This window comes from Chryseobacterium sp. CY350 (genome assembly GCF_027945075.1).
GTDB lineage: Bacteria > Bacteroidota > Bacteroidia > Flavobacteriales > Weeksellaceae > Chryseobacterium.
On record NZ_CP116034.1, the window covers coordinates 339,810 to 362,300 of the forward strand.

At 31.7% G+C, this 22,491-nt stretch carries 19 protein-coding genes; 14 read left to right on the plus strand and 5 right to left on the minus strand.

Going from position 1 to position 22,491, the window contains the following annotated elements:
* The first annotated feature begins 147 nt into the window (after positions 1–147).
* On the plus strand, positions 148–372 hold the full coding sequence (locus PGH12_RS01475; RefSeq protein ID WP_267597737.1) for a hypothetical protein: 225 nt from the start codon (positions 148–150) through the stop codon (positions 370–372).
* A gap of 233 nt (positions 373–605) precedes the next feature.
* Here PGH12_RS01475 and PGH12_RS01480 read toward each other — a convergent pair whose 3' ends face one another.
* The gene (locus PGH12_RS01480) at positions 606–788 is read right to left on the minus strand and encodes a hypothetical protein (protein ID WP_267597736.1); all 183 of its coding nucleotides are present in this window, start codon (positions 786–788) and stop codon (positions 606–608) included.
* A 466-nt stretch (positions 789–1,254) separates the two neighbouring features.
* Here PGH12_RS01480 and PGH12_RS01485 point away from each other — a divergent pair, with 466 nt between their 5' ends.
* The 8 genes from PGH12_RS01485 (at position 1,255) to PGH12_RS01520 (ending at position 7,597) form a co-directional block, all read left to right on the plus strand.
* Positions 1,255–2,364, plus strand: coding sequence for a hypothetical protein (locus tag PGH12_RS01485; RefSeq protein WP_267597735.1), 1,110 nt, complete (start codon positions 1,255–1,257; stop codon positions 2,362–2,364).
* Between the two features lie 18 nt (positions 2,365–2,382).
* Positions 2,383–2,823 (plus strand): hypothetical protein, encoded by a 441-nt coding sequence (locus tag PGH12_RS01490; RefSeq protein ID WP_267597734.1) that lies wholly within the window; start codon positions 2,383–2,385, stop codon positions 2,821–2,823.
* Between the two features lie 469 nt (positions 2,824–3,292).
* On the plus strand, positions 3,293–3,619 hold the full coding sequence (locus PGH12_RS01495) for a hypothetical protein (RefSeq protein WP_267597733.1): 327 nt from the start codon (positions 3,293–3,295) through the stop codon (positions 3,617–3,619).
* Positions 3,620–4,011: 392 nt separating this feature from the next.
* Positions 4,012–4,884, plus strand: a complete 873-nt coding sequence (locus PGH12_RS01500; protein ID WP_267597732.1) for a CPBP family intramembrane glutamic endopeptidase — start codon at positions 4,012–4,014, stop codon at positions 4,882–4,884.
* A gap of 233 nt (positions 4,885–5,117) precedes the next feature.
* Positions 5,118–5,432, plus strand: coding sequence for a hypothetical protein (locus tag PGH12_RS01505; protein ID WP_267597731.1), 315 nt, complete (start codon positions 5,118–5,120; stop codon positions 5,430–5,432).
* Positions 5,433–5,786: 354 nt separating this feature from the next.
* On the plus strand, positions 5,787–6,545 hold the full coding sequence (locus PGH12_RS01510) for a hypothetical protein (RefSeq protein WP_267597730.1): 759 nt from the start codon (positions 5,787–5,789) through the stop codon (positions 6,543–6,545).
* Positions 6,546–6,740: 195 nt separating this feature from the next.
* Positions 6,741–6,914, plus strand: a complete 174-nt coding sequence (locus PGH12_RS01515) for a hypothetical protein (RefSeq protein WP_267597729.1) — start codon at positions 6,741–6,743, stop codon at positions 6,912–6,914.
* A 203-nt stretch (positions 6,915–7,117) separates the two neighbouring features.
* On the plus strand, positions 7,118–7,597 hold the full coding sequence (locus tag PGH12_RS01520; RefSeq protein WP_267597728.1) for a DUF2947 family protein: 480 nt from the start codon (positions 7,118–7,120) through the stop codon (positions 7,595–7,597).
* 262 nt (positions 7,598–7,859) lie between these two features.
* Here the strand turns inward: PGH12_RS01520 and PGH12_RS01525 are convergent, their stop codons facing one another.
* The 4 genes from PGH12_RS01525 to PGH12_RS01540 form a co-directional block, all read right to left on the minus strand.
* On the minus strand, positions 7,860–7,991 hold the full coding sequence (locus PGH12_RS01525; RefSeq protein ID WP_267597727.1) for a hypothetical protein: 132 nt from the start codon (positions 7,989–7,991) through the stop codon (positions 7,860–7,862).
* Positions 7,992–8,331: 340 nt separating this feature from the next.
* Complete coding sequence (locus PGH12_RS01530; RefSeq protein WP_267597726.1) at positions 8,332–8,898, minus strand: DUF6705 family protein; 567 nt, start codon at positions 8,896–8,898, stop codon at positions 8,332–8,334.
* A gap of 17 nt (positions 8,899–8,915) precedes the next feature.
* Positions 8,916–10,442, minus strand: coding sequence for a hypothetical protein (locus tag PGH12_RS01535; protein ID WP_267597725.1), 1,527 nt, complete (start codon positions 10,440–10,442; stop codon positions 8,916–8,918).
* Between the two features lie 1,014 nt (positions 10,443–11,456).
* A complete protein-coding gene (locus PGH12_RS01540) occupies positions 11,457–11,771 on the minus strand; it encodes a thermonuclease family protein (protein ID WP_267598288.1) in 315 nt (104 codons plus the stop codon).
* 455 nt (positions 11,772–12,226) lie between these two features.
* Between PGH12_RS01540 and PGH12_RS01545 the strand changes: the two genes are divergently transcribed.
* The 5 genes from PGH12_RS01545 (at position 12,227) to PGH12_RS01565 (ending at position 21,724) form a co-directional block, all read left to right on the plus strand.
* Positions 12,227–15,958, plus strand: coding sequence for a hypothetical protein (locus tag PGH12_RS01545; protein WP_267597724.1), 3,732 nt, complete (start codon positions 12,227–12,229; stop codon positions 15,956–15,958).
* Between the two features lie 95 nt (positions 15,959–16,053).
* Positions 16,054–18,513 carry a phage tail family protein gene (locus tag PGH12_RS01550; protein WP_267597723.1) on the plus strand — a complete coding sequence of 820 codons (2,460 nt, stop codon included), beginning with the start codon at positions 16,054–16,056 and terminating at the stop codon, positions 18,511–18,513.
* A 6-nt stretch (positions 18,514–18,519) separates the two neighbouring features.
* Positions 18,520–18,996 (plus strand): SMI1/KNR4 family protein, encoded by a 477-nt coding sequence (locus tag PGH12_RS01555; RefSeq protein WP_267597722.1) that lies wholly within the window; start codon positions 18,520–18,522, stop codon positions 18,994–18,996.
* A 607-nt stretch (positions 18,997–19,603) separates the two neighbouring features.
* Positions 19,604–20,662: a serine hydrolase domain-containing protein gene (locus tag PGH12_RS01560; protein WP_267597721.1), complete on the plus strand. Its 1,059-nt coding sequence runs from the start codon at positions 19,604–19,606 to the stop codon at positions 20,660–20,662.
* A 507-nt stretch (positions 20,663–21,169) separates the two neighbouring features.
* Complete coding sequence (locus tag PGH12_RS01565) at positions 21,170–21,724, plus strand: hypothetical protein (protein ID WP_271286786.1); 555 nt, start codon at positions 21,170–21,172, stop codon at positions 21,722–21,724.
* Positions 21,725–22,491: the final 767 nt, after the last annotated feature.

Sequence of the window (22,491 nt, forward strand, 5' to 3'; positions counted from 1 at the left end):
AGATTTTTTTCCCATTGAGAAAGATAATTTTTCTACCCAAAAATATAATTTATCCTTTTAGATAGCTTGAAAAGTTAGAGGATTTGGAATAAGACTTTTTACTAATATATATTTGCCACAGAAACAAAATAAAATTTAAAATAAATTATGAAACAAAAAACGACATGGGTAACAAATCCAACAAAAAAACAATTAATAGCTGTTTTAGCTTGGTACACAACAAGCTTTGTTTTAATAGTAGCTGTTATGACAGAACTTTTTGAAAAAGCACCGGCCTTCAGAGAAAACTATATGCTTCTGGTTGTCCTCATCTTTGCAACGATTGCAGTTGCAAAAATTTTAACAAACTATTTCAAAAAGCTAAATAATTAATAAGATGAATAACAAAAGTAACTGGCTTGAAAACCCAACAAAAACACAATTTCTAATAAGCATGATGCTCTACATCACGAGCTTCGCAATATTGTTAGCAGCGTTAACAAACTTCTTTCAAGAATCTATTGATTTTAAGAGAAACTACGTGCTACTATTTTTAAATATACCAGTATTTATATTGATGATAAAAACTATTAATTGTAAAGATATTTTTTAAATCTTTTACATACTCATAAGGCGGGGTAGCCACTGTTATAATTCAGATAATGTTGTATAATATCTGTAGAAAGATTAAGCCCAATTGTATTTTCAAATTCTGAAAGCTCAAATTCAGTTAGTTGTTGTTGTTCTGTCTGTTCAAATTCCATAATAATTTTATTTATCAAGTTTTTATCATATGTTTCATGTTTCATAATAACTCTTCTAACTGTAGTCTACAGTTTTATTAATATTTAAAAATTAGTTCATCGTATAAAATTCATATCTGAACCGATAAATAATCGTTTCTATCGAAATTAATTTTTTTTTGCTTGTGCCTGATATACTTTTGAAGTATAAAATTTAAATAAACAAAAATAAATAACTAATAATCTTAATGAAAACAATGTTTAAGTCACGAAATTTTAAAAACCACATCAACTATTCTCTTATGATAAAACCACCATGAAAATATAGGAATTCTAATTCCGTAAAATAATAAAATACTAAAAGCCAAGACAGTGAAGTCTCTAAAATCACAACCAGAAACCCGGTAAAGTTTCCAAAAAAACGAAAGACTGATCCCGTAATATCAGCAAACTAAAACTAATAACCAAGACAGTAAAGTCTTAAAAAATACAAACAGAAACTCTTAATATTATCTTTCAAATATTCTATCTCATGAAAAAAATAATAACACTATTTGTATTTGCATGTACAATCATGTCTTGTAAGGAGATTGCAAACGCTTTTAATCAATCCTATATCTATGAAAAAGGGATTGAACTAAAATTTAATAATGACAGTAAAAAAACAGTTACTGCAAATATAAATGGTCAAGATTATAACTTGTATTTTGATACCGGTAGTGGAGCAGATGTTACAATAAATGAAGCAAAATTTGCTCTGAAACAAGATAAAATTTTAAGACAGCGGGATATTTCCGGTTTTGATAAGCAGAGTAAAATATCTTCGGTTTATTATGTATCCGATTCTATTTCTTCAAAACTTTTTAGACTAAAGAATATTCCTATTTTCATTACTGGAAGAGAAGAAGAAAATTGTTTTCGTAATGATGAATATGAAGGTCTTATAAATGTACTGACGGATTCTGACTTACCTGTCGAATTAAATTATGAGAAAGGCTATATAAAAATATTAGACAAATTACAAACTTCCCCATTAGGATATACTTTTTTAGAAAGCAAATTCAGCTCTATGTCTTCCGTTTTTAAAATTAAATTGTTTGCGTTAGGAAGAAGTGATTTTTTCATTTTTGACACCGGAAATAATGGACCTATCTTACTTAACGAAGATATTTATACTCCTGGAAAACTGATGAACTCCATAGATTATATTGGAAACAGTGTTGGAGGAACAAAAATAGTAAATCGACTGAAGATGTATGATGCAGACTTTCAGATGAAAAACACAAAGTTTGTGCAATATGTAGGAGTTTCACAAGGATCAAAACGTAGCATTGTCAATTTCAATTTTATAAAAAAGTTCAATTGGATCATTGATAGAAAAAATAAAAAGGTTTATTATAAAATAATAGACGTTGAAAAATTAAACAATCCATATAATAAAAATCATGCTGTGCATGCAGCAAGTTCATACCAAGGAAAGCTCATTGTAAGCTATTCCACCAGTGATTCAAAATTCGGAATTAATTCAGAAATAATTTCTATAAATAATCAAAATATAACTCCCAAAAATATCTGTGAAATGCTAAAACTACTCAATACCACAGAAAATTGGGACAAATTAAACATTCAAATAAAAAACTAGTTAAAAAAAATTTAAACCATGAAAAAATTCTTAATACCCTTCTTATTGCTATCTGCTTTTTGTTTTTCACAAAATAAAACTTATGCTTCTATTGGAGCAGGAGTAGTGACACACAAAAAAATAACAGAATTTGATGTTGATGCTGCATTAGGTTACCAATTTAAAAACTATTTTCTAGAAGTAAATTCTATTTATTCCAAGCCTAATTCTACGAGTCTAAGTGTTTCTAACGTTGTTTTTGGATTAGAAAACAAATCAGATAAACTTTTAAAAATATCTGCATTTACTGGTCTTGGAGTAGCAGTTATCGATGGAAACGGATCTTTAAACTTTCAGCTAGGAGTTAATTTGGGTATTAAGACAACAAAAAATTCTTCTGCCGGACTTAAAGTTTCAAACAATTTTAACAATCAACTTTCCTTTACAGCGATGAATTTATATTACAAATTTAATTTGTAGAAATCTGATAAAGTTTAATCAAACTTTACTTTTCAGAAATTTTATAACAATTATTATTATTTAGCTAACCTTCTAATATACATCAAATAAAATTATTAGGGTGATTACAATATTTAAAAATTATAAACAATATTAAAATAAAATATGAACACTAAAAAACTATCTCTTTATACAACAGAGTTTTTTCATTGACAATTAACCAATAAACAATAAAAACCATGAAACTATTATCTTTATTTTTGGCAATCCAGGTATCTGCCATATTCTTTACAGAGAATTTTCGGGAAATTTCTACAATTTCAGCTATTAGTCTGATTAGTTCATAATGGTGATTTCGTTCAAGTAAATAAATGTACGTCGAATTGAGCTAGTACTCATAATCTCACAAAACGATAAATTTGCTCTTAATTATGCCGATCTTTCGAGGTATGATTTAAGAACCAACACTGGTTCAATTATCTTAACAGATTTGAACTACGATAACTTTATTCATTCACAAATAACTATCGACCGAGGCACTTACACAAAATATGAAAGCAAAGGATTATCTGAGCAGTTAAAAACTAAATATGACAGCGTGGCAAACAGAAGAGCTCCAAAAAATGTATCGTGTGACGGCAATGGGAATGGAAATGTTTCATACAGTGAGTGCTATAGATGTATTTCAGTTGCCATTGAGATGAGCTCTACATCATCAGCAATCTGTGGAATATATGAAAGTTCAGGACTACCTTGGTGGGGAGGTTGCAACATTTCAACAGCTGCAGCTTGTGTAATAATTTCATCAATCTACTAATTATTTAAACAATGTTTGAAAATCCATACATTCTAATTGTTTTAGTGTTAATATATATAACAATAAATATTATAACTATTACGGACATTCGTAAAAATAAGAATCTGTCCTCAAGACAGAGATATAATTACATTCTATTACAATTTTGGATGCCATTAATTGGAAGCTTCATCTACTATAGTCAGAAAAGAAGTTCATACTAAAAAACATGGACATCAAATTAGCTATATAGAATCCGTCTCACAGTTGAGACGGGTTCTATTTTTGGAATGGAAAAGACTCGGATTCAGCTGTAGCTATATAGTTAAATCCCTCAAAAAATAGAATTAAAACAGATTGTAACGAACGAAAAAAGTACAATAATGATAAAAGACCAATACCAAATATCCGACATGAGCACAAAATTTATTGCTCTTGATTTCCTTAATTTTCTAAAAAAACCTAATGACCGGCAGATTAAAACCTCTATAAAAGATAAAATCATTCTGCTTTTTAAATTCTTGTTATTCGAACTTATACTTACCTGTATCATCGTTTTTCCTCTTGATTATTTCATCAACAATTTTATCAAAGTTAAAAGCGAAAGTTTAGATTATAAGCAAAATACCATCTTTATGGTTTTTATTCTGGTTGTTCTTCTGGTTCCCTTTATTGAAGAGGTCATATTCAGATTAGTTTTACGATACAATTCGATATTCAAAAAAATAATCATTCGTGATAAATGGAACAGGCTCTTCCCTTGGCTCGTCTATGCATTCAGTATTGCTTTTGGTTTGGTTCATGCTGGAAACTACTTTAATAACAGTTCTACATTTTTTCTTTTATCCCCTCTTATTGTTTTAAGCCAATTATCAGGAGCATTCGTTATCAGTTTTATCAGAGTTCGTCTAAATTTTTATTACGGATTTCTCTACCATGTCCTTTGGAATTTTATTGCTGCGATTTTAATACCGACCGTTATGATTTTATTTGCGAATCCATATATTGATGAGACAGCAAATTATACATTAAACATTCAGGAGAAAGTATTTTTTCATATGAAAGAAACCCAGACTAGCAGTTTGGATGTGAGAAAAAATAAAATATATAAAATAGAAGCAACTCAATTATATCTTCAGGATATTCTTAATCTGATTTATGGGAAAGATAAATACTATGTTGATGAAATTATTATTAATATGAATTTTTCTTCAAAAAATGGTCTCTCAAAAGAGGAATTCAAAAGAGTATTGGAAAAGGAATATGAGATTGAAAGTTTTAATTAATAGAGAAAAAGATAGTCTTTGGTAAAATCAAATTTATAATTTAAACTATCAGATTTGATAGATTAAGATTTATATAGTTGGTTAAATGTGCAAACAATTTAACTCTTGACGAAAATTTTATCTGTAAACATACTGCATCGTTAATTTTATTTTCTGAAAGAAAAGGAATGCAATTTTGAAAATTTCTCGTAAATCGAAATACTTTTGATAACTCTTTTTTTTAAAAAACAGTAATGCTCAACGTAGATGTCTCTGCAACACATAAACTTACCTTAGACGATGTTTCAGGTCTTTATTCTATGCAAAGCAATCTGGGCGTTGAAGTCATAAATAAATCCATTGAAAAAGTGATAATCACCAATGTCAAGATAGTTTCTAAAAAGAAATCTTTCCTGTCATCTAAAATCCAGAATGTGTTTTCAGAAAACAGAAATGACACTATATATCCTGAATTTTCTTATCAGTTTAACATCGCAAAAGTACCATTCGAAGAACGTAGAAAATATACCTTAATCATCAATGGTCAGTTTATTTCTAATGAATTTTAATATAATTTATACTGAAAATTTTAAGTCAGTAACTAACATTCAAAACTAAAATATTTTACATACTTCTCTTTGTAAAAAAAGTGTTTTTTTCTTAGTGAAATTAGCTCTTTTCATAGAATTATTTATATTTGAATGTTAGACAAAACTAAAAAACCACGCAATGGGAAAGGAAGATACTATAGAAAGTAAAACTGCAAGACTTTATGTGTTAGCCAATTCATACTTGCCAACGTTTGTAATATTTCTAATGGTTTTGCTTAAAGTCGAAAGCAATTACACAACAGTATTAAATCCTATCATCCTTCCAGTATATGGACGACAAATTATGAATAAAGAAATTAGCAACATAAGATCATGAATAGTATCCTTTTAGAAATCTTGAAAGAATCAAAAATAAACTTGACAGACATGACCTTGCGGACTACTTTTGGAACAAGCTTTAATGAAAAGACGTTTGACATTTCTCCAAAAGATTTTCTGAAGTTTGCAAAAGAAGATCTAAAGGAAGGAAATGAAAAAGGTTTTATAAATAGTATAACAAATTCAAAAAGAGCGATTGACTGCCAAATCGATCAAACTTTCGAAACTTTAATTTCAAAGTATGAAAATTTTAATCCTATCATACATGATTTTTTGCAAAATTTTGAATTTGAATCTGATATTCCGTTTAAGTTAAGAATGATTCATGCCTTTAACTTGGCTCCAAGTCTAATAATTTCAAAATCGCGAACGTTAAGGAATAAGTTGGAACATATGTACCAGAAACCTGAAATTCACGATGTAAAAGAGGCGTTAGATGTCGCAGATCTTTTCCTACGGTCAACTAGTGGTAAACTTGGAATGCTTTGGTCAGAATTTGAGATCGTCGACTGGAAAAATAATGAATTGAGCTTTGAGTACTCGGATAAAAAGTTTAAAATAGCCCACAAAAAAGAGAACAAGCTTATTAAAACCTACTCTATTAATCCGGATAATTTAGAGTTTTATGGGCTTCTTAGACTAATGATTTCTTGTGAGGATGAAATAGAAATTAAAGAAACTTTTAAAATTATTCTAAAACAAATAAATCATCCGATGCCTATCGATAAAATTAGAATATGTCAAGGTGATTAGCACGTCGGCTGTGATTGATTGTGCAATGTAGTGTGAAATTGAAAATTTAACGGTAGTTGTTAATTAAATTTTTGCAGAAAATTAAAGATTTGTGCTTCGATTGCCCGATCATTGCAGAGCCCCCTAAAACGTTAGTTATGGATAAAACTTAATCTCAAAAAACGATAAATAACAAAATTAATAAATATTAAGAAAATGGAAGATTTGACAAAATTGAAAAGACTAATTAGTATTTCTTACGGAATACAAGATTTAATTTTTGCAGGGCACCACAATGATATTGAAGCTGGTCAAAAAGCACTAATAGAAGCTTTAAGTCTTGAATTGGGATTTGAAGAATATTCAGAATTACATAGAGAATTTTGTTAAGTAAAGAAGTTCATTCGGAACATTTAAACGAACAACTGGAAAACGTCAAAGATTTATCCCGATATTTTACACAAGATTAATCTCACAAAACGATTAAAAAATTTTAATAGGTAGTATAGGTTATGAAAGTTAAATAAATCAGATTTGCTCAATGCGTAAATTTTAAAGTTGTACTACATTTTATATAAACAAAAAGCAAAGAATTGAATATACAAATTGACAAAAGAGAAATAATTCCCTTGAGTGATTTCGAATTAGGATGGAGGTTTGACAAAGGTCATAATGCTGATATTTTAGATTACGACAAACAAGAAATTTTAGCTCTATCGGAAATTGAATCTAAAAGACTTAACAAAGTAATCGATTATTATGAAATTGAATCAAACAGAATTGGAAAATATTTAGAAACAGATTGGCTTTCTGCAAATTCTGAGAATGAGGACAAAGTTGAGAGATTTAGAAATCAGGTAGAAAATTATTTAAAACCATTTAATGAAGATATAATAATTTCCTGGGAAAAAAAGCTAGCATTAAAAACAACGAAAAAAATATTCATAAAATATTGGACTGACTTTCTATATCCAAGTTCAGATGATGTGACAATAATATCTGAAAGAACAAATTGGATATTATTTTATAATCATTGTGAAGTTGCAAATATTTGGATAAAAAATAAATCTTAAAAACCTCGTACAGCAAAGGCTTGACAACAGCGGCAGAAAGTCTTTAATTCATGTTTTGTCCTTAGTTGGAAATTTTAAAGTTCCTGCTTCGAAATGCGCGCCCTTGTCAAGATCCGAAACGATACCTATAAATAAGCGGGATCTCAAAAAACGATGGCACTTTTAAGATTGTTACAAAAATAGTATCGCAAAATAATTTTGGTTTGCTCCTGAACCAACTAATTGTCACACAAAAAGCCTGAAAATATTTCAGGCTTTCGATTTAATAACTACTTCTTTCCGGAGTTTCCACTTTTGGGTGACGGTGTTGATTTAGGACTATTTCCCCTACTTCCTCCAGATGATTTCCAGTTCTGCTTGGGTAGTTTGGATTTGTATCTTTTGACGTGCTCATGACTTGTAATTTAATTTAATGCTATTTTTTATGTCTTTACGGATTTTTCTGACATTTATCTGTAATCCTAATTATGCCAAAAATTCTAACAACTGTAAACTCATTATTCTTCCGAACGGTAAACTTTTATAATCATAGAATTATACAAATAATGACCAAGTGAAGGAAAATTAATTGTCTGAATTAAATATTTAATAATTATTAGCATAAAGAAATGTGACTTACTGACAAAAGAAATTTAGCACTAAAAGGTAACATATATATCTAAAATTAAATTATCAAATTTCCCTTGTAATGCTACTTAGCTTTTGCTTCACGGTATGTTATATAGTTCCATTTCTTATTGTTTAGTGAAAATTAAATCTGTTGTTAAAGGCAGATAGACCGTTTTATTAATATTTGTTGGGCAGTTATCTCCCACAACAGTGCTGTTTGGTTCATAATCCCATGAAATTTGAGTGGGATTAATATATTTAAGTTTGATTTGTCCCCATCCAATTCCACAATTTGTACCGCCGTAATAAAGTAGAAGAGTGTTGCCATTATTTTCTACCCATTGGCTGTAGATGGTATGCTGTAATTGATTACTTGGGAAAACTAAATTTTCAGTACTTTGGAGAATTGTTCCAGATGAATTACTTACAGTATATTTCAAAGACAATATATCCTGATAGTATTTATATTGACTTCCATCGAAGAAGTGATGGATTATCTTGCTAATATTAATACTAATATTTCTGCCTTGAAATTGACTGGTGTAATTTCCTACAAAAAGATCTAATTCATTATTTATATCTTTTAAATATGAATTAATTGGCACTTCACTATAATCTGTTTTTAATGGATATATTTGTGCTTTACAAGTTATAAATAATAGAAGTATAGTTAATGTAATGATTTTTTTCATAATATTAATAATTTAAATTAAGGGCAAGGAACTGCGTTTATTGTTTTATCACTATTTTGTGTTATTATTGTTACAGCACCGTTATCTTCAATTCTCTGTAAAATAATCTTTCCTTCTAGCCCCATATCTTTGATAGACTTAAATAACAATTTTTCTAACCCTTCATTACTACTGCTGGAATTATAAAGTCCTGCTCTTGTTTGATATGTCTTTTTGTGAATATCCAATTCATTTTGAGAGAAAGAAGTAGTAGCATCAGAATAAGAGCCGTTAAATCTTATAACATAATGATACATTTTAAATCCACCCGTACAAGTTGAACAAACTTTTTTAACAATCATACCAAAATAGGCGTCATTATGTTCACCCGCAGGTTGGGATCTTGCAAATTTCAATAAACCGTTATCAATATCTGGAGGCGAATGAATAGGTATGCCTGTAACTGTATGATTATGATATCCACCTTGCCAGCCGGTTCTATCACCTAAATCTACTTCATGAGCACCGCCATCTATAATATCAGATGTTGTGCCATCTTTTTTAGTTTTAAATCCCATTTCTCCACCAATAAGAGATTTGTCTTTAAGACTATCTAACTTTTCCTGTACTGCTGGATTTTCAATGATCTCTTTTGTTTTCTGACAGGGACTTTTTCTTACAGGTAAATTTGGCTGTGTAGGTACTCCGGTTCCACAACCATCAATCCCAAGGTCAATTGATGGGTCTAAGGGACCTGAAGGAACTTGAGGAGTAGTACAAGGCTCCGGAGTATATTCTCCCGGTGGACAATCAGTGCAAGGTTCACCACCTCCACCACCTCCTGTGCCTGGCCCAGTGCCGCCACCGCCGCCACCGCCGCCGCCATCGTCTGTTCCGGAGCACACTAAAGCAACCATTGTAAAACTTTTAGCTTGATTTTTTGGAGGTAATTTACAACCACTTTGTCCAGGCATATGGTGACCTGAGGTACAAGATATGTTTATTGTAACAGTTTCAAAGGAACACGATTGACTTTTGGATGAAATATTAGAATAATTTCCTGTTGAAAGCTCAATCACCTCTGTTTTACCTTTTGTATCTACAAATTCGTTGTTTTGAATTTTTAGTTTTTCCTCTTCAGTCAAATTGTAGAGTACTAAAAATTCTTTATAGCTACCATCAGGAAGTGGTGTAAGTAAAAGATTTTCTACCAGTCCGTTTGCAGGTGTGTTGTCTCTTATAATTCGGAAGGTGTATGTATGGTAATTAGGCCCGTTTTCTATATAAATTATATTCTCAGTATCAATAGAAAAATTACTCCCATAGCTAGTATTCTTACTCTTTGTTTGCGCAAGAGTTTTTAAGTGAGTTTTTGCTTTATCAAGTTCTGTAATAACCTCATTTTCATGTTTGCTTTCTTTAAGGGAAATAATTTCTGACGTGAGTATAAAGGCACTACTATTATTAGATAATTCTTGATCTGGGAATTGGTCAGTTCGACAGGAGTTAATTAAAAATGCTGCAATCAAAGTTATGCAGAGCCTTAATATTAATTTTTTTTTCATAGAAATTAGTAATTTTTGTTCGCTAAAGATAGAATTAAATTAAATAATGAGGATGAACTATTGTTAAATTTATTAAATGATATAAATATTCATAATATCTTTTGCTGGCCTTGATGCACCGGTGTAACTATATGTTAATCTGTATTGGAGAAATGTAGTAATTGCATATTCGGAGTTGGCTTATAATTCAAGTTTTAGGAAATATTTAAAATTATAAACTGAGATTACAAGTGTTGGAAACAGAGTATGCAAAATCATTATCTAACTCTGGAAAGAAATTGGAAAACTATGAAAGTGTCAGCATTAATTCACTTGATTTTCTTTTCTGATTGTCTGTCATTTGGAGATTGTCATTTTCAAAAAACATTGGATTTCGCATCATGAAGCCAGATGAAAAAACAATCCACCGAATTTTGAGAAAATATCTAAAAGACGATCTTTACGATATAAAATTACAATTTAAGGATCTTGATTTACAAAAAACTAAGTATAAAATATTACGTGTCTCTGAATTTTCAAAATCAAATTCCACATTATTATTTTGTGATTCTGTAAGCAGAAAACCTTTGTCCTTGTGCACAATGGAAAGTAAAAGGCGAAAAAGAAAATATCTATTTGGGAAGAGTAAACGAAAAAATTCCAGACGTAAATAAACTTTGGGATGGTAAAAAATTACCGTTTAAAGTTTATTTAAGGTAAATTTAAATCTGAAAAAGGTGTTCCAAAAGGTTTTAAAAATAAAGAAGCGCAAAAACTAGCCAAAATTTTTGTCTACATTAAACTTGAAGTGCTGAAATAATAGAACATTGCCTAAAAACTATTTACATAGATTTGAATTTTGACAATAGAAAAGTTTAATTTGAATCTGCCAACAGAAGAGTGAAAGTTTGTGGTATAATTGAAATCTATAAAAAAACAAGCATTCGGTAACAAACATTATAGTTGATAACAAGTCTCAAAAAACGATAAAAAATAGGAATAGTACCGTATAATACAAAATACCAACATTTTTATTTAATGGGATATGCGATAGTCCCACGGAGCAATTGCATTTTCTTCAGACCATATGCCAAGCTTTTGCTCCTTTGCAATATTTTGATATTTTTCTAAATCATTATTTTTAGAATATTTATAATACCACCAACCGTATCCGGCTTTAATTATTTCTTCAGATAGGTATTTATTGTTGTCATAAAATATTTTAGCTATTGTTCTACCATACCTATCTTTATTGATTTCGTAAAATTCAATATTCTTACCAAAAACTTGTGAGCTGGTAAACTGCTTAGCGTGTTTTCCAAAGGATTGACCACTTTCAGGGCAGTCAATATCTGCTAATCATAGGACATCCTGTTTATTGCCTTCTAAATAGCACTACTACTGTATCACCATCTTTAATCTCTACAACTTTAGCTTTTATCTGAGATAAAAGAAAATTTGAATGAAGGCATAATATTATGGGTATAATTTCTTTCATCGTAACAAAATTAAGAGATTTATTTGACAAACGAATTTTCTTAAAATTTAATTTTTGCTATTGGTATACAGTGTGTTACAGGAGTTTATGAAAAAATAAAAATTTCATTTTAACACGTCAAGTTTTGTCGTTTTCAGGATTGATATTTGCATCAAGAGAAATACAGAAAATGAAGCTTGCTATTAAAACTTTTGGTGGACATCTTGCCGGAAACCACCTAAAAAAATAAGGCTAAAACCTGAAGTAATTCTAATAAAAAGAAGCTTCAAATTTTAACCTAAAAAAAATTCAAAACAAATTTACAAAAATGTCTACAACAACCAATACATCGCAGACACTATTCCGATTCATTAGTATGAGAAACCCTCAGCTTACGGAAACAAAAAAAGAAAATTTAGGATTTATTCACAGATCAGGCTTAAACACTGCTTTTGATCAGGCAGTGAGTAACAGAGTTGGAATCTCTAAATTACAGGCATTGGAAAACCAATGCAGGTCATTCTCTTCTCCTTTAACGGAAAAAGATCTTGAAAACAGCCAATACGCTGCACTTTTGAAAATAGGAAGGAAGATCACAAAAAAGGAAGTTCTTTCAAATGATGATCTCATCAAAACAAAAAGTGCTTATTCTACGGGACAAATGGACTTGGGAAAATTATGGGATAATCTGATTTATCAAGTCTTTACCCAAAAAGATTTTTATGCTAAAGAAGCTCTTGTACATATTTTAAAAGCTTTGCATATAGGATACGTACAGACTCTATCTCCAACAGTTGAACTGACAAAAATTAACGGATCTGATCTGATTGCTAAAGCATTAAATGCAAAGGTGGTGATGCCTAAAGAGCTTTTCGTTGAAGAAGAGATTTCTGGTTCGTCTACAGTCAGTAGAATAGCATCATCTGAGACATCAGAGCTTTCACAGAAAACACAGGAAAGAATAAAAACTGATGCTAAAAGAGATTTGGTAGTCACTCAGGCTCTTCTTAAAAAAGAACAACTTGAAAAACTAAACAAGGAGTTAGAGAAAATTCAAAAATCGTATCACAATACCCACTCTAAAGAATATCAGTCTGCTTATGATGATTACATGTCTAAGTATCAATATCAAAGGGAAGAATCTGCAAGGATTTTAGAAGAAATTAACTATTTAATTGAGCAAAAAGCATCTGAGGAAGAAATAAGAAAATTGTATGAACAATTAAAAGGACTGGAAGTACCTCCTTTTGAGTTTTCTCAGCAAAATGAGATTAATATTTACGAGCTTCAGAAAAAATTATCTCCGGAATCATTTGAACTTTTTATGAGTTTGTTTGCTTCTCAGGAAATCAATCAAGAATTCTATTCCAAAGTATCATCTACCGATAAAGCAGAAGCCGTTTCAGATACTCAGTTAAGAGTAGGAACACAAACGCTTCAGATTGATGAAAGTTTTCAGACGTATGATGATGTAATTTCTCAGGTACAAAATCATGCTTCCCTGACTATCCAGACAGCTTTGGAAAATACAATTTTAGAACAAACACAATATGCTAATATAGGAGGTGCATTAATTCCTATTGGAAGCTCTTTAACCAGAACTCACTTAGCATACAGCGTATTGGCTAACTGGAATAGATCTGCCTTTATTCCAAATAACGGATTTATTAATTTCTCTTTTGAAGTTCAGGATAATTCATGGAACGTTGCCAATGCCAGAGTTACATTAGAATCCAATACCGGAAATCATGAAGAAGCATTAGGAAATGTTGATGTGCTTAACGGAACCGTTAGTTTTCCTGCACTAATGGTTAATAAATTCTCATCCATTAGCAAGGTAAGGATAGACGTTTATTTCAATAATGGCAGAGAAGCTTATTTAGAGCTGCTTAAGATTCCTACTAATGAACTTCAGGTTGGGTTACTTACCTTAAAGCCGGGTAAGGAAGGTCCGAGAGAAGAAGAACCGGGAGAAGAAATGTCAACCGCAAGAAAAATGTTCGGACTGAAGAGACTGGGTATTGCAGAATACATGAAGGTTGTTCAGAGTACCCACGCCTATGTACCTGGAGATGTTACGCATATTGAAAACATTATGGCAAGGGAATTTAAGCAGAAATCAACCAGAAGGCTTAGAAAAACCGAACTCCAAAATACATCTACAAAATCTACAGAACGTGAAACTCTTACCGATACGACAACGACAACAAGGCATGATATGCAGTCAGAAGTTGCCAATGTGATCATGAAAGACACAAGTGCACAGGCATACGCTAACTGGAGTAAAGACACTGAAGTTTACGGAAGATTTGAAGTAGGTGGAAGTCTTGCCACTCATAACGCTAAAGAAAACAGTGTACGACAGGCAGTAACGCAGTCTCAGGAAATTACCAATAAAGCTACCGATAAACTCCTTACCAAAATTTCTGAGGAAAGAATTGAAAAGATAATCGAAGAGTATGAAGAAAATAATGCGCATGGTTTTGATAATCGAAATGGCGATAAACATGTCGTAGGTGTTTACCGATGGGTAGATATGAAATACAAAAACCAAATCTACAACTACGGGAAACGTACCATGTTTGAATTCATGATCCCCGAACCGGCAAGATTACACAGATTGGCTTTGGCAGTAGCAAAAGCAGATGTATTGACCGCACCGATAGATCCTAGAAAAGCACCGGCTCCTTACACGATGCCGAACCCAAAGGCAGCCACAAAAACATTATTGCAATACTGGGCAGATGTTTACGGAGTGACACTTACCGATGAAATGCCGGGCAAGGAAGTCATTCTTAATGCCAATGCAAGCCCTCAAACTGAAGGAGAAGGAGTATTCTTTGATGCCAATTTAGAGATTCCTGACGGATATAAAGCTACTACTGCATCTGTTGTATGGGCTTATAATAAGCAAAGAAACAGATCAGGGTTCTTTCAAGGGAATTATATATTGTCTTCCTATTTGTCTTTCGGTAACCTGAAGGGAGGAAGTTTTTATAAAGAAACCAGAAATCAGACCCTTAACGGAACTGAAGGAGTAAGTGGATTGAATCTTACAGGAGTATTCAATTACAGAATATCCGGAAAAAACATAGGGGGATTTAATATCGCTTTAAAATTCCCATGTGTTCCTAACGATACTAATGTTCTGGCGTGGCAGACAGAAAACTATAATGCCATTATCGAAGCTTATAAAGAAGCTTATGAGAAATTTAAAGAAGAACAGGCTAGAATAGACAAAGAGCAGAAAGAGAAAGAAGCAGAAGCTAAGGATAAAATAGGGAATTTCTACCGTTACATGGAGAACGATGTTCTGAAACATAATTGTATTGCCTATCTATTGCAAGATTATCTGTCTCCAAATACCATCGGGCAAAACTTCACTGATGGTGATAAGATGGAAAACTTCCAGGTATTCTTAAACGAGAATCTCGATAAATACACCGCTCTAGCCAAATTCATGGAACAGGCTTTCGAATGGAGTGTCATGAGCTATAGTTTTTACCCATACTATTGGGCAAACAGACAACACTGGCAGGAAATGTACATCAGCGAAAGTGTAGATCCTTTGTTCAGAAGTTTCTTACAATCAGGTATGGCAAGAGTCATTGTTACGGTAAGACCGGGATTTGAAGATGCCATCCAATTCTTTTTAAGTACGGGAAAAATCTGGAACGGAGAAGAAGTTCCCGTAATTGGAGATCCTATGTATATGAGTATTGTAGACGAAATGAGAGAGCCTGTGGGACTAAAACAAGGAAAACCTTGGATTACGAAACTTCCTACTACCCTTACTATTCTACAGCAAGATTCAGCAGGTTTGAAAACGGAAACCGCATTACCGTTTAGTTATGAAAACCCGGAAGAGTTTGAAAATCCTGAAGAAGTGGTTACCAAATCGGAATTTATCATTACCGATGCACAATTGAGTGCAGGAAAACACCGTTTTGTAGAAAATATTGACATCAAAGATGGTAATCTACAGCTTACCACGGATAGTGATCCTAGAAAAGTAGTTGCACAGATCTCTATGCAGAGTATCAAAAACAATCTTCCATAATGGTATTGTTGATTAATGATTATTAACAGGCTTTAGGCAAGTGGCGGTTGGAAAATAACCAGCCGCCATAAGCCAAAAGCTAAAAACAAGAAATTATGACTTACGAAGAATATTTAAATGAAATAGAAGATTTTGACGATGTTACAAAACAAGAGCTTTTAGCAGATTTAGAAAATCATCTTCCTTTGGATAATGCAGCTATTATGCAGCAAATGGGCTATGGTGGATTTCAGGATTTTCTGAAGATGAAGAGCTCAGCCAATACCATGCAACTCGGGGAAACCAGACGGGGAATGCATAATGTGAGCCCTGTTTTAACCATGGGAGCTATTTCAGGAAGTAGTACTTTAGCAAAAGACACGTATTTCATCGACTCAAAATCTATTGACTATAATGGAATTATAGTAATTAGCGATGCCCGAACAGACCCTGATGAAATAAAAATTGTAGAAAAAGATTTTTACTATTATCCCAAAAGTAAGAACAAAAAATTTGCTTATCATGTGAAGATTTTTATTTCTACCAGTGCAAAAAAGCTGGAAGAAGCATATAAACATACCTTAGGGGGGGAAAAAGAATTACTCATTTTTGTAGAAGACAATTCTACAGATAAAGCAAGTTTTATCTACGGCGCAGTAACTGTAGGAAGTAAATTGAGAGAAAATCTTCTGTCAACCTACGAAAGCCATGTGACCGAAAACAAAAACCTTATCAGTGGGATTTTAGACTCTTTTGTAATGGAGACAGGTTATGTAATTGAAGAGGATTTTGTAAAAGAACTTTTAAAAAATGGAAAAGCAGAATATCCTGCACTAAAAACAATTTCTATCATCTATACAATAATTGACTTTATTTCATTCGGAGCATTTACAGAAGTTTCCAACTATGGCATAAGTTTATTATTAGATGAAGCAATAGAGTTTATCAACAAAGGAAAGATAGAAGACCATCGTTGGAATCCAAAGGCACAAGAAACTTTTGATCCCAAGTTTTACCCAATTGCTTTGGAGCAATCGCTTGATAAGTTAGATGATAATGAGCTGAATAAAAAGATAAGAACCGTTATTCAGGATCTTACCAATAGTCTGCAAGAATACGACTCCTATTTCAGTACACTCTTCAATATTCCTGTTGAAACTAAGAAAAATCCTAAAAATATAACTTTGAATGAGGTTGTGTATGATGCATTCAAACAAGTTTATCAAAAATGCAAAAACATAATTGATAATTTGGAGAATATTGATGTTTACGATGTATTGAAAACAGGCATCAGAGCTTGGAATGCCTTTGTTTGCGGAGTATGGAACTCTCTGGTAGATGCAGTTACGAGTCTTCTGGATATGATCAAGATGATTATCAATATCAGTACTTCCAGCAAGGAACTGATGAAAAACCTGGATACTCATCTGCCTAGATTGGTAGAACGTGTGGAAGAAGGTCTTCAAAACATAGAGAATTTAGATCTTGGGCAACTAACATTGCATTTTTTACAAAAAGCAATTTCAGCTTCTATTAATATAGATTTAGTTCATGTAGCGTACTTTATAGGTGGTTTTTACGGATTTATCATCTCTTTACTTATAGAAGTAGTGATAGGTATTTTGATAAGCGGAGGCGTTCTTTCGGTGGCAGAAATTGTCCGCAGATTAGGACAGGAACTTTTTGGCTTTTTTACTACATTTGCTAGAGGGGTTAAAAAAGCATGGCAAAAAAGTGTAAAGTTTGTAGGTAAAGCTATAGATGAGTTTATAAGAATCTTAGATGCTCTCATTGATTTTCTGAAGCAGGGCAAAGATGAGATGCGTAAAATGATAGACGAAATCTTTGATGCCTTTAAACTTTATTCTAAAGAAACACGAAGTTCTTTGAATATGCAGCTTCCTTTTTTAGGACCGGCAGAAATTGCCTTACAGAAAAGATTGATGAAGGCATTTTACACAGGTTTCAAAGATTTGTTGCTGAAGTACGCAGATGTTGCCAAAGTAATGAAGACTTGGAAAAAGCTGAAGCCTATGGGAGACCTTTCTAAAAAAGACATGGAAATGATGTTGGAATGGAGACGAAAGTTTGTCGGTGAAAAGAAAGCCTCAAACGTTGCTATTATGAGACAAAAAGTGAGAGTCAATGGTGAAGTAATTGAATTGGAATATAAAGCTTTTGCGACTGAAAACGCCCCAGGATTTTGTGGAAATCCTAACAAAGATTATATTGCCAAGCAACTAGAAATGTCCATGGACGAGTTGGATCTTCACTATGAGACGTTGGAGGAAAAAGGTAAAATGATAAGATTTAAGGACTCTGAGCACAAAATTTTCGCCCAAAACGATCATGATTTGGCTACATTAATGGCAAAACACGGCAAAGAAAATGTACAGGTATTGGAAAATAATTTTAAATCACTCTACGAACCCTGCCCCTCTTGTAAAAAGCAGATTATTATTCGGCAGGAAATGTATAAAGTAGAAAAACTGAGTGTAGAAGCAGTAAGATTTAATAAAAATCGATATGTAGTGGGAAATATAGAATTTTTAGAAGCAATAAAAAATTTAAAATGAATTATTATGAGTTATACATATATGCAAAAATTGGCAAATGCGCCTAAGTTAAGAGATCAAAAAACACGAGGTGTTTCTGCATCCGAAATCATAAAAGTAGAACAAAGATTAAATATCAAATTTCCATTAGCATACAAAGAGTTTTTATTGTTAGCCGGTGAATATACAGGAGGATTACAACTTTTTGATGGTCATTGTACTTTAGATATGTTGGCAGACGATGAAGTATTAGGCTATTTAAAACAAGCTTTAAAAGAAAATAAGCTAAACATAACGAGACCATTTTGGGTAATATCAGAATATGGTAATTTTGATCAATTTACTTTCTTTTATCTTGATGAGAACACAGAGAATCCAAATGTTTGGGGAGTAACGTATCGTGGCAATGATGAATATTATATTTATTCTTTAAATGAAAAATTTAGTGAATTTATAGAAAGTGTAATAGACAAATCGATTCTTTTTTCAAAAAGAGGATATTAATACAAAAGCCGTTAGCAATAGCGGCTTCTTTGGTTAAATGATTCTGAACATATAGGTTTTTTTCTGATTAAGATCATTTTTATACGTGAAACTATCCTCTAAGTAGTTCATATGTTGCTAAAACAAAGGAAATAAAATATGAAAAACACTCATCTTAAAATATTATTTATGATAGCAGAAAAAATTATGAAGTACTATGTTGCATTACACCTAAAAAATATAGATTAAAAGCATTAGACCAGTAGACATATGATCCAAAAAAAATGGATATTTTTATCAGAAAATTTGCGCTGCAAATAAATTAGAAATTACACGGAAAATTAGTGGTGCATTCTCAGTAGTTAGATAATAATTTAGACTCGGAAGAATTTTTGGGGTGAATAAATCACTATCATCATAACATCGGGAAGAGAATATCTGATTGAATGTGAAACTGTGAAAAAAGATAAAATTATTATCTTTCTCCATCAAAAAGATTCAATCGTTAAAATGGAATTAACCTTCTTTCTTAAACTTTTATCTGTAAAATCTCATTAAAAAAATCAAATATATTTCCAAAGCTAAAGTAACATTATGAGTACTACAGCTACCTATTAATAAAACCAAAATGACCAAAACTTTCTTTTTTCTTCTTTTCACGTTTCCATTTATCTTAAGTTTTGCTCAGCAAAATCAAAAATTTGTGGATGCTGTAGTTAAAAAGCGTCTTAGTAAATTTTCCGATGTAGGCCTTGTGATTGGTGTCCATCAGAAGGGTAAAACACATTACTATTCTTATGGAACACTTCACGTAGCTGGAAAAACTAAAATCGATAGCAGCACAGTGTTCGAAATTGGCTCAGCTACAAAAACATTTACTGCTCTTTTGCTTGCTCAGGAAATTGAAAAAGGGACAGTTAAGCCTTTTGACTTCTTTGATAAATATCTTCCTAAAGATGTTGATATAAGTTGCCAGATGAAAAATAAAATTTTAATGACCGATCTGGCAACACATCAGTCAGGATTGCCAAATCTCAGCAATGATCAGTATTTTGAAGATTTAATGGCAAAAGATCCAAATAATCCTTTCCGTTTTGTTGACAGTCCATATCTATATAATATTCTTAGTAAAACAGATTCGCTGAAAGGTTACCGACAATATCAGTATAATAACTTCGCTTACTCACTCTTAGGAAATCTGCTGGCTCTGCAAGCAAAAATACCTTTTGAAGAAGTAGTTACAAAAAAAATTCTGGAACCTTTGAAAATGACTTCAACCACGTTTTCTATACCAAAAAATAAAAACACCGCCGGATTATACAGTCAGCGCGGCGTGCCGCAAAAAGCAATGATTTTAAATGCGGCAAATCCTGCAGGAGGTTTGCACTCCAATGCCATAGATTTAATAAAATATCTTAAATCCTATCTCTATAACCCAAATTTTTCACTAGCGGTAAAGCGCATTGAACAAACATATTACGAAGATTCTAAGAAAAAATTAGGCTTAGGTTGGGAAATTGGTGAAGGTTTTCTCGAAAAAGATGGCGACACCTTCGGAAACTCAAGCCTTATGAGATATTCTGAACAAAATAAGGTCGCGGTAGTTGTTCTTTCCAATCATCAGAATGGTCAGTTGGTACGCGATATTATTAATGATATTTACGCGGAAGCTATTCGAAAAAATTAAAGTTGCATTTTGAAATGACTTCTATATTAATAGTTTTTTTAGATTATAATATTTAGTTCTTTTGACACAAATGTCCTATTGTAAACAGAATTAAGATTTTAGCAAAAACATTCACGAAATGTTTTTTAATATTTTTAAAGAAAATTATATATAAATCTGCAGCTCCCTTAAAATGAACGGAAGGCTCAAAAAGAATATTAATATTATTCGTTTGAGACGATCTGCCAAAATCTTCAGGTCTTCTTTGGTAAATACAACTCCAAAATCTAACACTATTACATCGTGACCATTTATGGTAGTGATATAGCTGTTTTCGTTCTGTGGCGTGATAATACCAAACTAACTGTTGACCGTATAAATTTAGATCCACCCAATTACTTTAGTCTCAAAAAACGACTGCTTATATTTAACGGATATCACTGGGAATTTGGGTGGATATGCGCTATTGTATAGCGAATATAAATAAGTTACTTGTAATGCTATGAAAACAATTAGCCAAATAATTATATGCTCAATTTTAGTTTTTTCTTCCAACAAGAAAAAGGAAACATACCACAAAAATATGAAGCAATATTGATGAAAATTGGGTATTATCCGAGTTTTCACCAACCTGTCGAAACTATAATAAATTTAACAGATGGTTATTTAGTTTTTTATAGTCCTTCCTCATACAGTCCGATTCCACCACCGCCTCCGATAGAAAACGGCGAAAAACTTTCAATTGAGGAAGAAAATGAATATAAAGATTTTCAGAACGAAAGACCTAGACTAAAACCATTTAAGATGAATCTAAGTAACGTTGAAATTGATAAAATAAAACAACTTTCGTTTTCTTTAAAATCCGATGATTTTTCTGATAGAAATATGATTCCCGCATTTGATGGAATGTCAACGAATATTGTCGTCTTATATACTAATGTCAATCTTATACAGATAAATCCGCTAAATGGACCCGATGAAAAGCAAAGAAAACTTTATACAGTAGTTCTGGATCTTTTAATAGAAAAAAATAAGAATAAAAATGATTCAATTATTTTACAAAAAATAAAAGACTACCACTGAAAAGCACTACAGAGAAAAAGATATTTCTACAGGCGGGTATGAAGGTTTCATCTAATATTTTAGCGGTTAATCAACTTATTAGCAAGTGGAAAGTTTTCTTATTTTTATACCGCCTCTAAAAATACACAACCGTTGTAGTTGTTATTAAGATCTCAAAAAACGATTAATTAGCATCGTACATTATTTTGAAAGCTTTATCTTAAATTATCAATTCTATGCGACAGATTAAAATATTTTTTGGATTTATTTTTTTGTTATTGTTATTTGGCTGTTCAATTCCGACAGAATTTTTTATTCAAAATCTTACTTCATCAAAACACATAATAAAGATTAATTACAAAAAGAAAATCTCGAATTATCTGTTTAATGATGATTATGGACGGTTGAGTTTCAACTATGAAAACGGAATTTTGAAGCCTGGATATTTCAATAGGAATAAAAATGATCTTAAGTCTTTAAAAAAAACGGTTACCAATGATACAATCATAATGATTGAAGTTCCTGCAAACTCGACCACTAGGATTGAAAAAACGCATAATTATAGCTTGCATTGGACCATAGAAAGTGTTGAGATTGACAATTAAGAATATTCTATGAAAGAGTTGGGGATGAAAGCTGATAAGATAAGAAATGATTATATCTTTAAAATAGAATGATCATTGCAAAACTAGGCGTTATCATAATGAATTTCTTTTCCAAGTCATCAGGTTAATAATATTCCAGTAAATATTATGAGCAGTTTTTTAATCGTTAGGCGAAATTGTAAA

What these genes read in the sequence shown, in the direction of transcription:
- PGH12_RS01555 (WP_267597722.1), top strand. Translation starts at nt 18,520, where the DNA reads ATGAGTTATACATATATGCAAAAATTGGCAAATGCGCCTAAGTTAAGA.
- PGH12_RS01565 (WP_271286786.1), top strand. Translation starts at nt 21,170, where the DNA reads ATGCTCAATTTTAGTTTTTTCTTCCAACAAGAAAAAGGAAACATACCA.
- PGH12_RS01480 (WP_267597736.1), bottom strand. Translation starts at nt 788, where the DNA reads ATGAAACATGAAACATATGATAAAAACTTGATAAATAAAATTATTATG.
- PGH12_RS01560 (WP_267597721.1), top strand. Translation starts at nt 19,604, where the DNA reads ATGACCAAAACTTTCTTTTTTCTTCTTTTCACGTTTCCATTTATCTTA.
- PGH12_RS01500 (WP_267597732.1), top strand. Translation starts at nt 4,012, where the DNA reads ATGAGCACAAAATTTATTGCTCTTGATTTCCTTAATTTTCTAAAAAAA.
- PGH12_RS01545 (WP_267597724.1), top strand. Translation starts at nt 12,227, where the DNA reads ATGTCTACAACAACCAATACATCGCAGACACTATTCCGATTCATTAGT.
- PGH12_RS01530 (WP_267597726.1), bottom strand. Translation starts at nt 8,898, where the DNA reads ATGAAAAAAATCATTACATTAACTATACTTCTATTATTTATAACTTGT.
- PGH12_RS01510 (WP_267597730.1), top strand. Translation starts at nt 5,787, where the DNA reads ATGAATAGTATCCTTTTAGAAATCTTGAAAGAATCAAAAATAAACTTG.
- PGH12_RS01485 (WP_267597735.1), top strand. Translation starts at nt 1,255, where the DNA reads ATGAAAAAAATAATAACACTATTTGTATTTGCATGTACAATCATGTCT.
- PGH12_RS01475 (WP_267597737.1), top strand. Translation starts at nt 148, where the DNA reads ATGAAACAAAAAACGACATGGGTAACAAATCCAACAAAAAAACAATTA.
- PGH12_RS01505 (WP_267597731.1), top strand. Translation starts at nt 5,118, where the DNA reads ATGCTCAACGTAGATGTCTCTGCAACACATAAACTTACCTTAGACGAT.
- PGH12_RS01550 (WP_267597723.1), top strand. Translation starts at nt 16,054, where the DNA reads ATGACTTACGAAGAATATTTAAATGAAATAGAAGATTTTGACGATGTT.
- PGH12_RS01490 (WP_267597734.1), top strand. Translation starts at nt 2,383, where the DNA reads ATGAAAAAATTCTTAATACCCTTCTTATTGCTATCTGCTTTTTGTTTT.
- PGH12_RS01535 (WP_267597725.1), bottom strand. Translation starts at nt 10,442, where the DNA reads ATGAAAAAAAAATTAATATTAAGGCTCTGCATAACTTTGATTGCAGCA.
- PGH12_RS01515 (WP_267597729.1), top strand. Translation starts at nt 6,741, where the DNA reads ATGGAAGATTTGACAAAATTGAAAAGACTAATTAGTATTTCTTACGGA.
- PGH12_RS01525 (WP_267597727.1), bottom strand. Translation starts at nt 7,991, where the DNA reads ATGAGCACGTCAAAAGATACAAATCCAAACTACCCAAGCAGAACTGGA.